Genomic DNA, 13,024 nt, shown 5'->3' with positions numbered 1-13,024 from the left:
TATACTGTATAATAGTTGCGAACACTTGTATAAAAATGTATGAAAAATAGGTATCGGATTGAATCCCCAATACGACGTAAATTGAAAAAATCCTTCAACGAATAAAAATTTATTTTTGGTGGGGTTACCATATTTTAGTTCATTAGCGAGGGCCGCGACTTCATTCTTCTCTGGCAATCAAAAATTTTGCGCTATGATCTTCTGMTTAAAAATCATCAAAGGCACAACTAGCTCATTAACGCTAGTTGTGCCTTTTTACGCGCAAAACTTCCGATTGTCCGCTTTAAGAACCGTCCCTTCGTCCACCTGCGTCCTCTTATGTAAAAAAAAGCTTACGCAAATGGTAAGCTTAACTTCCTATATAAACACTTTCGCATGTATCAGCTTTTGGTTCATAATAACAATGCTGTTTATATTGACCAGAGTGAGGCTGACCGTACCATGTAGGAGGACATGGTGCATATGGATTAAAATACCAAAGGGAGTATTTTGATGGGTGCTCTCTCCAATTATCCAAATTCTGTTGGGCTAATCTTTTTTCAGCCGTTCTCGCTCTTTGATAAAATACATTCCCTTTTTGAACTGCTTCAAAGGAATAATTACCTCCTTGTACTTGAAAAATGACTTTTTCGATGGTCCTAACATCTTTAAAGTCTAAACAATCCGCTTTAACACGATTAACAATTACATTCCCAACCATTAACATTCCTAATTTTCCTTCACCTTCTGCTTCTGCTCTCATCATCCTTGCCATTAAGTCCACATCTGAACTTCGGTAATTTACTCTTGCCATTTTTCCACCTCCAAAATATGGTATGAAAAAATACCTCAATTGATGTCTTGGTTTTTACAAAAAAGCACAGGGACGGTTCTCTTGCATCCTTCGATTATCGAAGGATGCAAGAGAACCGTCCCTGTATGTTACCTGTATGTTATTCTAAGCCTGCTATCCCGAATCCACCAGGTCCAGCGTGGGTGGAGATCATGGCTCCTGCTTGGATCCATTTTATGTTTTGGAAACCAGCTTCTTTTGCGATTTCACCCATACGATTTTTTATTGCTTCATCAAGTCCGATTGAGTATATGAGATACAGCTGATCTTTATCAATGTCGTATTGCTCTAAATAGTCTGCCATCAGTTTCTCGGCAACCACGTCGATTTTTCCACGATATTTTTTTGTTGAAACAAGATTCCCGTCAATCAATTCAATTCGAGGCTTTATTTTTAACAGAGCCCCTCCAAGGTACGCTAGATTACTAACACGTCCGCCAGCCCTTAGAAATTCTAAGCTTCCTGGTACAAAGGCCAGTCTTGCTTTAGGAACTTTTGCTCGAATCTTCTCTACTAATTGAATCGTGTCAATCGTTGGATCCTTCTCTAACAAACTAACCGCATACATTACAATAGCAGTCAAGCCACCTGTAACATTCAAAGCATCAATGAGAAAAATATCATTCATTTCCTCTGTTGCTATGACCGCGTTTTGAAAGGAAGAAGATGCCTTTGACGTATATCCTATATGTATAATGGTACATCCAGGATACTCATTTTTTATCTTCGTGAAAAATTCATGGTATTCATGGGCGTTGGTGGACGTTGTAGAAGGGATTTTCTTCGTTCGATCATAAAAGTCATAAATATCCAATACTGGTAACGAACCGTCTAAATAATCCACCCCGTCCATAATTACGTGCATCGGGACCACTTGAACATTATGTTTGGCAGCTAAACCTTGTGGTAAATCTGCACCACTCTCTGTCGTCAAAATTAATTTCTTCATCATATTCCTCCAGTTTCCTCTAACAAACCTGTTCTACTCTACTATACAGGAAAAAAGTGGATAGCTATACCTCCAGAAAGAAAAAAACATAGGGAAGGTTCTTGCGCTTCCTTCGTTTAGCTAAACGAAAGAAACAGGAGAACCGTCCCTGCGTCCAACAGGAGAACCGTCCCTGCGTCCACCTGCGTCGAAGGGCTTACGGTTATCAATTGGAAACGGCTCTTAAACAGAACTAATGTTCATTAAGACTAAAGCTTGTTTTTTATAGGAGGAAGTCTATGAATCTATTTAAAACAGATCATGCATGTCGCCAGCCTCCGGTATGTGATATATCTTCTCCTTTTTTGCCCGCACTGGCTTCACAGATAAATCCTGGTATTTCAGTACCGTCTTCGAGTTGTACTTTTCCCATTCCTAGTGGGGACGGGATGAGAGATACAAAGCGTCCGAACTCGGTGAGCGGCATTTCCCAAACCTCCACTTCAATGGATACACCTGATTCATTCAGACAGATTAATCCAGGTTTTGGCGGAATCGAAGGAAGTTTGATCAGTTTGTATTGAGGTGCTGTTTTCGCTTCACGAATAAACGCCGCTCCATGTTCGATCATTTGCTTTTCAAGCGGGAACCCCCGCATATGAAGTCCGCATACAGCGACCAATGTCGTTTCCTTCTTCTTTGGTGAGCGGCGGCCATGTAAAAACAGATCCGCAATGCCGTTAATCAATTGCTCGTTTTCACTGTTTGAAAATGCCGTGATACCGAACGGCAAGTTTTCTGCTGCATCTTCAGCCGGTACCGATACAGCACAAAGATCTAATAAATTACAATGATTGGTATAGAGACCCATCGCGCTGTTTGTTTCTATCGGATTCTCACGCACTTCTTCACGGTTCCATGTACCACCGGATGTAGGCATAATCAAAACCGCATTTTTTAACTGCTGCTGGGCTTTTTGCTTAAACTCCTGGAGCTTATGGGTTGCATTAAAAACGGCTGCCGCACTATGTTCAGTTTTGGCTCCTGAACGCAGCACTTTTTCTGTCACAGGAAAAGCTACTCCCTGATTTTCGGTAATGAATTCACCTAATTCTGCCCAGCGTTCGGCAACCCATGGTCCGTCATAGAGTATGGCAGCTGCTTCTGACAGGTAACTTCCATCGATGTACTCGATTGGAATACCTAGTTTTTCAATGCGGTCAACCGCCAATTCCCATGCCTGTTTGTACTTCTCGGCAAACGGTCCGAAGAAAGACAGTGGTTCTTGGACGAGACAAATCTTTTCCGGTAGTGCATTTGTTCGGCGCTTGATTGACTTCGACCATGGATCTCTCCCATCAAACCCGCGTACAACATCATCGACTAATAATGCATCTGACAGACTATTGGCAAAAACCGTTATACAGTCCAGGCTGGCGCAGGCCTTTACGAGACCTTTGACCGGCCAAGCACCCAGGCTTGGTTTATAGCCGATCAGTCGGTTGAGTGCAGCGGGCACCCGTCCTGATCCTGCTGTATCTGTCCCAAGTGCAAAAGCCGCTAGACCCCGGGCAACGGAAACCGCCGATCCCGAACTAGAACCACCGCTGATTAAATCAGGGTTAAGAGAATTTTTTGTTTCCCCGTACGGACTTCTGGTTCCCACAAGCCCTGTGGCAAACTGATCTAGATTTGCCTTGCCAATCGGAATCGCACCAGCATCAATTAGACGCTCGACAACAGTCGCATGTTCAGCAGGAGTATAGGCAAATTCAGAACATCCAGATGTTGTCGGCACACCGGCCAAATCGATATTGTCTTTAATGGCAAAAGGGATACCCCAGAGCGGTTTTTGCTCTGGATCCATCAACTTTAACCGGTCTAAATACGGCTGAATCCACGACATCGAAGGCGGCGTAATCCAGATATTATACTCTTTGTCAGCTTCTGCTTGATGAATGATTTCAAAAATAACGGATTCTGGTGTTAATTCTTTTGATTGGTATTTTTCCTTTAACTCAGGAATAGACAATGTTTGTGACAGGCCCGTCGTTTTCAAGTGAAACACCTCGCTTTTCTTTCGTAATCGATACCATTAATTGACCGGCATGAACCTCTTCCCCTGGGGAAACGTGAACAGAATGAATAAATCCATCGCAAGGAGCCAGCTGTGGAAACTCCATTTTCATACTTTCTTCAATGATCAGGGTATCTCCCTTTTTGACCTCATCGCCTAGTGATACAAGGACCTTCCACACACTGCCCGGCATATTGCAGCGAACGGCTTCTGTCCCTTCTGCTAATACTTCCTCCGCCGCTACCGTTACTTCTTGATCGGAAATGTGTTCATCAAGTCCCAATTCGTGCCATCTTTCACGCTCTTCATGGAAAGCAGTCTGCTGTGTTTTACGGAAGGCATTTGCACTTTCTTTGATTGAATCTAAGAAAGCCACATACTCGCTGAGTTTAAACGTTGTTTCCGTAATCTCAACTTCAAATTGGCCGCGTAAAAATTTTTCACGCATGTCGAGAAGTTCCTCAGCTCCAACTGGATAAAATTGAATTTGGTCGAAGAAACGGAGAAGCCATGGTTTTCCCTCTTCAAAACTCTTCGTTTGACGAAGGCGGTTCCACATTTGAACCGTTCGGCCGACAAATTGATAGCCTCCCGGACCTTCCATTCCATACACGCACATGTAGGCTCCGCCAATTCCAACCGCATTTTCCGGTGTCCATGTCCGGGCCGGATTGTACTTTGTCGTTACTAGGCGGTGCCGTGGATCGATTGGTGTTGCTACAGGTGCACCAAGATACACGTCTCCAAGACCCAGAACCAAGTAGTTTGCATCAAACACCACTCTCTGTACGTCATCAATCGAACGAAGTCCATTGACACGGCGGATAAACTCTAAATTACTTGGACACCACGGGGCATCAGGGCGAACATTTTTTTGGTAACGGTCAATCGCCAGCTGTGTAGCCGGATCATCCCATGAAAGAGGAAGACGTACAATCCGAGAGGGTACTTCCATTTCTTCAAGCTCCTGCAGCCCGCGGTTCATCCCTTCAATGATTTCACATAGCGAAACAATTGACATTTTAGTAGCATCAATATGAACTTGTAAAGAACGGATGCCCGGCGTTACATCCACTAGCGGAATGTCTTCACGTGATTGAATAGCTTCCATCAATGCATGCACTTGAAAACGGAGTAAAAGGTCTAATTCCATTTCACCGAATTCAATGAGAATGTTCTCATCTCCATCCGCACGAATCGTCATTGGAAAACGGCCTTCTGAATTTTGTACAAGAATTGGATAAGATGCTAAACATGTCGCAGCCACCTTTGGCAACGCGGGAAGAGTTACATCCTTACCAAGATTCCCTCCGATCGCTTCTAAAAACTCTTCCTGTGTTTGACGCAGCTCATTTGCTTGCTCCAATGTTAAAAGCTGAAATGTAATCCGATCGCCTGGGTGAAGCTGGCCAATTTTCCAAAATTCTGCTGAAGCCGTTGTGACCGGACAAACAAAACCACCAAGGCTTGGGCCATCGGGGCCGAGTAAGATCGGCATATCGCCCGTTAAGTCTAATGTTCCAATTGCGTACGCGTTATCGTGAATATTTGAGGGGTGCAACCCTGCTTCTCCTCCGTCTTCACGGGCCCAATTGGGCTTAGGACCAATTAAGCGGACACCTGTCCTTGAACTATTAAAATGCACTTCCCAGCTGGTCTCCGTTAACTGTTTAAGATAGTCCGGCATTAAGTATTCCTCTGTGCAATGCGGCCCTGGAATCACACCGATCGTCCATTCCTTTGTTAACGGAGGAAGCAGATTCGCTGGGAGTTCTAACTGAGCACGTGCGACAGTTTGGTTTACCCGTAACACATCCCCCGTGCGAAGCGCACGTCCACCGTGTCCCCCAAAGCCACCCAATGTAAAAGTAGAGGCACTGCCGAGGTAAAGCGGCATATCGAATCCTCCAGCTGCTAATAAATAGGTCCGCATTCCTTGTACTGCTTCACCGAATGATAGCACTTGACCGCGGTTTACATGAATCACTTGATACATTGGGACAGGTGTTTCATCCAGTCTAGCATCCATATCCGCACCTGTAAGGCAAATGCTCATGTCTGCCCGAAAACAATAGGAACCGCCGCGGAGCGTTAATTCAAGACCTGCAGCACGTTCATCATTTCCCAGCAGCGTGTTTCCGATTCGGAATGCAAATGGATCCATTGGGCCGCAAGGAGGTACGCCAACATCCCAGTGCCCGATTCGGCCCGGCCAGTCTTGTACCGTTGTCTGAATGCCCCCGTCTAGCACTTCAATCGCGGCTTCGCTTGGTTGAAACTCTTTCAGCATTTGCGTATGAACAGACCCTGAACGTAAATCATCCTCTTTTAAAAGCGCTTCTAAATATTGAAGATTCGTCGTTACCCCATAGAATCTAGTTTCTTTGAGGGCTGCAGCTAATCGATCGATCGCTTCCTCTCTTGTATCAGCGTGAACAATGATTTTGGCAAGCATTGGGTCATAAAAAGAAGTGATTTTAATCCCATCACACACCCAGGTTTCATTCCTTGCTCTACTTGAAAAATGAACTTGGTCAAGCTGCCCGCCGCTTGGACGGAAATCATTTAAGCAGTCCTCTGCATAAATTCGGGCTTGAATACTATGGCCTTTTGGTTTCGAGTAAAGGGAATCAAGTGAACGCAGCATTCCTGCTGCTTCAAGGACCATCCACTCTACCAAATCAATCCCCAGCACTTCTTCTGTTACACCATGTTCTACTTGAAGTCGGGTGTTCACTTCTAGAAAGTAATAGTCTTCTGTTTCTGGATCGTATAAAAATTCAACCGTTCCAGCACTGCGGTAACCCACTTCAGACGCCAATCTTTTTGCTGCTGCGAGCATCTCTTCCCTTACAGTAGATGCTAGAAGCGGTGCTGGACTTTCTTCCACCACTTTTTGATTTCGGCGTTGAATCGAACAGTCTCGTTCACCAAGTGCTGCCACTTCCCCAAATTCATTACCAAATATTTGCACTTCCACATGGCGAGCTCTTTGTATGTATTTTTCTAAAAACACCCCACCATTGTTAAAGTTCGTTTCTGCCAAGCGGCTAACAGAATCAAACGCTTCACGTAAGGAAACTTCATTAGTGCAGATGCGCATACCGATCCCGCCGCCTCCTGCTGTACTTTTTAACATAATCGGATAACCAATTTGTTCTGCTTCCATTAAAGCAGTCGTCACATCGGTAATGAGTGACGTCCCGGGTAAAAGCGGAACATTTGCTTTTACAGCTATTTCACGTGCCGAGTGCTTTAAACCAAACAAATCGATTTGTTCAGGTGTCGGACCGATAAAAGCAATCCCCTGTTCCCGGCAGGCACGGGCAAAGTCGGCATTTTCACTAAGGAAGCCATAGCCAGGATGAATCGCCTCAGCACCAGTCTCCTTGGCTGTCTTTAAAATCAACTCGGCGCTTAAATAACTATCTTTAGCCGCTCCTTCACCGATTAAAACAGCTTGATCTGCTAAGCTGACGTGCTGGCTATCTTGGTCCGCTTTTGTATAGACCGCTACCGACTCTATTCCCATCTTTTGCAAGGTTCTTTCTATTCGTACGGCAATGGCACCGCGGTTTGCAATTAAAACTCTTTTAAACATGAAAACCACTCCTCTCTTAAACTGTTATTCCCAGATTAGTAACTGAATCGGTGTTGGATTATAGGCATTACAAGGATTGTTTAACTGCGGGCAGTTGCTGATTAATACCGTTGTACGGCTAACCGCTTGCATTTCCACATATTTTCCTGGTGAAGAAACTCCGTCATCAAATTTCAATCCACCATCTTGTGTAACCGGAACATTCATGAAAAAATTCACATTTGGGGCTAGATCTCTTTTGGTGAAGTCTTTTCCAAATTTAGCTAATTGAAGCATAAATGTGTCACGGCAGTTATGCATCGGCAAGGTATCATGTGAATAGCGGACCGTGTTGCTTTGCGCGGAGCAGGAACCTCCGATGGTATCATGACGTCCGCATGTATCGGCAACAATCTTCACTAATTCTTTGCCAGCTTCCGATACAAGTACAGATCCAGTTGATAAATATAGGTTTTGTTGACGCTGAATCGTGTTCACAGCGCTATAATGGTCAGAAGAATCATCAGCATCATAAAAGAGGGTGTCTGCTGCTTGATTGCCTTCTAAATCAACAATCCGAAGCACCTGTCCTGGTTCTAATGTATAAAGCCAGCCGTGTCCAGCTAATAATGTTTTTGTATACATCGCATTTTCTACTTTTCGTTCGCTTTCTACATAGTTTAAAACCGCCATTATTGATTACCTCCTTTAGTAAGTGTTACGTACTCCCATGTATTTTCAAAGGCTCTCCGGTTTTCACCACGATGATTTAAACAGGGATCATCTACTTTCAGCGGTTCAGCATCGGCAATGGTTATTTCAATTGGCGCAGAGGTATAAGTGCCATTTGGATCGAGTGGATTTGGGGTATTCGATAGGACAAGAAGTACATCCATTTCTGTTCGAAGAGAAACCTTATCCCCTTTTTTCGCGTGAGTCTTGGCAAAATGAAGGGTGCCATCTTCATCGCAGTACACTTTGGAAAATAGATTGACTACTGGTGATAAATCACTCTTGCTTAATCCATTTCGAAAAAGTTCAACCATGAGATTTTCTTCACCGCTACGATACCAGTCATTTCTCATTTCTTGGTACGTCGTTGTTCCATATTTTTGATCGATCTGCTGACGAGTACTGTAGCCTGAGATCGTATCATGCCAGCCAAGGGAATCTTCTGTGATGCTGGCTAGAACTCGGCCGTTGTCGCTCATAAGGACATTTCCCTTTGTTAAATAAGCGGTATATTGGGCTTTTAATGTATCAGGCATATTGTACCTTTCCGCGGTATCGTCGGCATTGTAAAGAAGCAGTGATACATTTGCCCCTTCTTCTAGTGATGTAAAGGTAATCTCTTTCCCCCGTCTGATTCGAGTTGACCATTTGCCTCCTGCAGGAATTGTTTTTGTTAGAATAGAAGAAATAGTTTTAATCATGATCATTAGCCCCCTTTTTAAAAATAAAAAAGGACAAAAGCTTAAGAGATTTTCATCTCCCAGGCTTTTGTCCTTCCGTGTATACAACCGTCAAGGCTGTACGCTTCCTCTCGGACCAGTCTTTAAAGAACAATCTTTAAACGGAACCCTAGAAAGCTTTTTTGTTTCCAACGGTTTGTGGAAACCTTTATATAATTGTTGTGATTTGATGTACTTAGTATATATGGATGCTTTAATGAAAAACTACATTCGTGTAAGATATGCTCACATGCTTTTTTCYGGATGAATTTGTTTTCCTGTTCTGATCGTAAATTTTTGTGCTTTTGCGTTGGACCACTTCGTTTTGATAAACAAATAAACGAAGCCGATCACGATCCAGGCAATGCCGATTTTGAGTGTATTCGGATCAAGCAATGTCAAAAGCCAGCCGATAAAACAGGCACCCACAAGAGGAAAGATCAGATATAAAAACGTTTCTTTTGCCGACCGTTTTTTCTGTTTGATATAGAAATGGGCAATAACAGATAAGTTGACAAAGATAAAAGCAGTTAAAGCACCGAAACTGACAAATAATACAGCCGAATCAAGATTAATAAAAATAGCTGACAATGAGATGACAGCGACAAAGATAATATTTGCCACAGGTGTTTTGTACTTCGGATGGATGGAGGTAAATAATTTTTTCGGTAAAATAGATTCACGCCCCAACGCGTAAAGAAAACGGGTTACACTCGTCATGGATGAGAGGCCCTGTGTAAAAGTCGCAACCATTAACACCATAATGAACAAGGAGCTTAATAAATTTCCGCCAATCATTTGAACAAGACTGTAGGCAGCATTATTGGGATTGGTAAAAGAAAAGCTCGGATAGGCGACTTGTGTTAGATAAGAAATCGAGATATACAGAACCGCTGCGATTAAAATAATTAGGAAAATCGCTTTTGGAATCGTCTTCCCAGCATCAACTGTTTCTTCCGCCATGGTCGTCACGGCATCGAAACCAAGAAAACAGAAGCAAATGAGGGCAGCACCTGAGAAGATCACGCTCATGGATGACGCTTCACCTAAAAATGGGGCCAAAGAAAAGATACTATTGGCCTCCGTCCCCCCTGTTAGGATATCTTTCGCCACCAGTATACAAAATAGTAGGATAAATCCGATTTGAAATAGAACCGAGATCCCGCTAATGCGTGCAGCCGATTTTATCCCGAGAATATTTACGACAGCAAGGACAACATTCATGATGATAATCCAAACAAATATAGGGATGGAAGGAAACTCCGTATTCATAAAGATCCCGAAGGTCAAAATTGCAATGATAGGAGAGAAAACATAATCAATGAGAAGTGCCCAACCAACCAAAAAACCCGCTTTTCGGTTAATTGAGTTTTTCGTATAGGTATAGGCAGAGCCCGAGACGGGGTATGCTTTTACCATTTTGCTGTAACTATAAGCTGTAAAGAAGATAGCAAGAAAAGCGGCAATATAGGCAGCTGACATTTGACCATCTGCAGACTCAAATGCAACACCGTATACAGTAAAATAAATCATTGGTGTCATCCAAGCGAGACCCATGAATACAATTTGGGGCACTTTTAGTGATTGAACAAGTCCTGTTTTTTCCATTATCATCGCATCCTTTTCAAGTTAAATAGAAAAAGGAAAAAAGCATGGGAATTTTTTGTTAAAAAATTCTCCCGGGCTTTTTTCCCTCCGTGTATACAGCTAAAACTAACTGTACGCTCTCTCTCGGACCAGTCTTTAAAAGGATTTTTTAAACGGAACCCTAGAGAGCAATTTTATTAAATTGATTGATTCGTAATATCTTTACTTTGTTTATATTGTGAAGTATAAAACAGGTAGAAATAGATTTCTATAATCATGTAAGGTCATCTGACATAGAAAATTAGGAATTTTACAAAAAGTCATTTATCTCTTGTAATCTAAAAAACTGCATCGCCTCCTTCTGCTTGCATCCAAACAAAAAAGCCGTTCCCAATTGGAAACAGCTTTTTGAATTAGCCACCTTAAAAAAAAGATGTCAAATAAATAAATTACAACTCTAACACATATTTCTTTAGTTCTTCTATATCATTCGGCAGTGTGACGTAGCCGTCTAATACCATCATCCCGAGCTTCTCCAGGAGTCTGGATAATGCTTGATTTTCTTGGTAGTGATTGTTGCACCGTTTGTTGAATAACACAAGTCAAGACGAATCTGCACTGTTAAAAATGTAGATGACTTGTTCCACAATCCTTTATATTTTTTGCTGCGACATATATTTTTGGACAAATGATTTGCCCAATATCTCTACATAGCTTAATAATTACGTTGTCTATTATGAAAGGTATTACCGATAAAATAACTGCAAAGTAACCCGATAATAAAAGGAATAACCGAACCTCCTGCTTCAAATCCAGTCGGGGTTTCATCGTAAAAACTAAATTTCAATAATTTAATATCAAATACATTCCCCACCAATAAAAATATACTGCTAACAATGATAAAAGCTATTAATCCTACAATTACTGTTTTTATCAAAACAACACCCACTTTTTTTTGCTGATTTTGAAAAGTTTTACTTAACTTATCTGTATTTTTTCCAAAGATGCAGGGCAAAATGCTTTGGATTGTCCCTTATTGATGTTTCCTATTTTCTTTCTAGTCTTCGCTATACATAATTAAAGCCAATAATATCCGAAATACTCTCAGAAAAATAGAGATATGAAAGCGATTATAAATCTTTATCACTCTGTGTTTACTAGAATATGATTATTTTTATCACACCAGAATGCAATGTGTTTTACGAAGTTGCAATCAGTTGTTTTGATTTGCAGGCCCTTAAAATCTTAAGGGCTCTTTTCATTAATATATTAAGAAATAACTTCCGAATAGCAAAGCGATTACGATCATACATACTGTGTGTAACGATATATTTCTTTGATGCGGGAAACTTCTGTTCGTTTATAGTCGTGATTTTTTTAAAGTATACAATGGTTGCCATAATATAATATGCAATTTCAAACGGAAGTTATACACGAATAACAGTAAATTCTCCGCCACCGAATAATGTTTTAGTATAGTCAATCTTGCTGCTGTCAAAATAAACCTTGTCTCGTTCATTTACTAAAAATTGAATGTCTTCTATTTCTGTGATTTCATCAGTACCTAAAGCTGACTCCTCCAGAGTCAGTCGAAGCTGTGGACCGCCTCAGCCAATTCCCATTGCTAGTCTGATCATTGGCTTTTTTCCCTCGTTCATGATATCTTGAACTTCTTCAATTATCTTTGCAATAGCTGCATGTGTAACCTGAACCATTTTCATTCCTCCATTATTGGTTGTATTTTTCATATCAATTATAAAATATCCATCCAAATCTTAATGGTAGTAGCAAAAATAATGATCGCTAAAATTATCTGAAGGATTTTTGTGTTTATCTTTTTACCTGCAATTGCTCCTAGTGGAGATGCGATTAAACTCGCCACAACCATTATGGCTGCTGGAAAATAATCCACTTGGCCTGTTGTTATTTTCCCCACTGTTGACCCAATTGATGAGATAAAAGTAATTGCCAATGAGGAAGCTATTGTCATCCTTGTCGGTATTTTCAACACCACTAGCATGATTGGCACAAGCAAGAATGCCCCAGCTGCACCAACTATTCCGGCACCGATACCTACAATTAAAGCTAATGCTGCGGCAAGCCATTTGTTAAACTTGACTTGATCAAAAGGAATGTCATCCACATTTTTCTTAGGAATAAACATCATAATTGCAGCAATCAATGCTAAAATCCCGTAAACTAAATTAATTCCACCCTCTGACATCAATTTCGATCCATATCCACCAACAAAGCTACCGATTAAAATACTAGCACCCATATAAAGAATTAATGCTTTATTCAAATAACCGCCTTTTCGGTAAGCCCAAACGCCACCAATCGTAGCAAAAAATACCTGAACAGCACTGATACCAGAAACCTCATGTGCACTGAAGGCAGCTAAACCAAATAACGGTGGAATATAAAGAAGCATGGGGTATTTAATGATGGATCCGCCAATCCCCAACATTCCAGAAATATAGGATCCGATGAATCCAATTAAAAAGATTGTAAGTATAAATGAAAAATCCATTACTAATTCCCCCTAAAAAAAGGAACCTAAAAAGGTCCC

General features: G+C 41.6%; 9 protein-coding genes and 2 riboswitches. All 9 genes read right to left on the bottom strand.

What is annotated here, in order from left to right; genetic code table 11:
- Positions 1-349: 349 nt before the first annotated feature.
- The gene (locus BTR25_RS20510) at positions 350-793 is read right to left on the bottom strand and encodes a cell wall hydrolase (RefSeq protein WP_075689895.1); all 444 of its coding nucleotides are present in this window, start codon (positions 791-793) and stop codon (positions 350-352) included.
- Between the two features lie 139 nt (positions 794-932).
- Positions 933-1,781, bottom strand: a complete 849-nt coding sequence (locus BTR25_RS20505) for a DegV family protein (protein WP_075689894.1) — start codon at positions 1,779-1,781, stop codon at positions 933-935.
- A gap of 298 nt (positions 1,782-2,079) precedes the next feature.
- A complete protein-coding gene (gene atzF, locus BTR25_RS20500) occupies positions 2,080-3,819 on the bottom strand; it encodes an allophanate hydrolase (protein ID WP_075689893.1) in 1,740 nt (579 codons plus the stop codon).
- Positions 3,779-7,438, bottom strand: a complete 3,660-nt coding sequence (gene uca, locus BTR25_RS20495; RefSeq protein WP_075689892.1) for an urea carboxylase — start codon at positions 7,436-7,438, stop codon at positions 3,779-3,781. Before uca ends, atzF begins: the two co-directional genes overlap by 41 nt.
- 24 nt (positions 7,439-7,462) lie before the next feature.
- Positions 7,463-8,110: an urea amidolyase associated protein UAAP2 gene (locus tag BTR25_RS20490; protein ID WP_075689891.1), complete on the bottom strand. Its 648-nt coding sequence runs from the start codon at positions 8,108-8,110 to the stop codon at positions 7,463-7,465.
- Positions 8,110-8,850 carry an urea amidolyase associated protein UAAP1 gene (locus BTR25_RS20485; RefSeq protein ID WP_139311298.1) on the bottom strand — a complete coding sequence of 247 codons (741 nt, stop codon included), beginning with the start codon at positions 8,848-8,850 and terminating at the stop codon, positions 8,110-8,112. Before BTR25_RS20485 ends, BTR25_RS20490 begins: the two co-directional genes overlap by 1 nt.
- 54 nt (positions 8,851-8,904) lie before the next feature.
- Positions 8,905-9,013, bottom strand: a riboswitch (guanidine-I (ykkC/yxkD leader).
- Positions 9,014-9,114: 101 nt separating this feature from the next.
- Entirely contained in the window at positions 9,115-10,476 is a 1,362-nt protein-coding gene (locus BTR25_RS20480) for an APC family permease (RefSeq protein WP_075689890.1), read from the bottom strand.
- 66 nt (positions 10,477-10,542) lie between these two features.
- Positions 10,543-10,651: riboswitch (guanidine-I (ykkC/yxkD leader) on the bottom strand.
- A gap of 519 nt (positions 10,652-11,170) precedes the next feature.
- A complete protein-coding gene (locus BTR25_RS20475) occupies positions 11,171-11,392 on the bottom strand; it encodes a hypothetical protein (RefSeq protein ID WP_139311297.1) in 222 nt (73 codons plus the stop codon).
- A gap of 816 nt (positions 11,393-12,208) precedes the next feature.
- Positions 12,209-12,985: a sulfite exporter TauE/SafE family protein gene (locus tag BTR25_RS20470; protein WP_075689888.1), complete on the bottom strand. Its 777-nt coding sequence runs from the start codon at positions 12,983-12,985 to the stop codon at positions 12,209-12,211.
- Positions 12,986-13,024 lie beyond the last annotated feature (39 nt).

This window comes from Bacillus sp. MRMR6, assembly GCF_001940785.1.
GTDB lineage: Bacteria > Bacillota > Bacilli > Bacillales > Cytobacillaceae > Neobacillus.
The sequence above is the reverse complement of the archived record's forward strand: the minus strand, read 5'-3'. Positions and strand labels throughout refer to the sequence as shown.

Coding starts and splice junctions, on each gene's coding strand:
- BTR25_RS20510 (WP_075689895.1), bottom strand. CDS start 793: ATGGCAAGAGTAAATTACCGAAGTTCAGATGTGGACTTAATGGCAAGG.
- BTR25_RS20505 (WP_075689894.1), bottom strand. CDS start 1,781: ATGAAGAAATTAATTTTGACGACAGAGAGTGGTGCAGATTTACCACAA.
- uca (WP_075689892.1), bottom strand. CDS start 7,438: ATGTTTAAAAGAGTTTTAATTGCAAACCGCGGTGCCATTGCCGTACGA.
- BTR25_RS20490 (WP_075689891.1), bottom strand. CDS start 8,110: ATGGCGGTTTTAAACTATGTAGAAAGCGAACGAAAAGTAGAAAATGCG.
- BTR25_RS20485 (WP_139311298.1), bottom strand. CDS start 8,850: ATGATTAAAACTATTTCTTCTATTCTAACAAAAACAATTCCTGCAGGA.
- BTR25_RS20470 (WP_075689888.1), bottom strand. CDS start 12,985: ATGGATTTTTCATTTATACTTACAATCTTTTTAATTGGATTCATCGGA.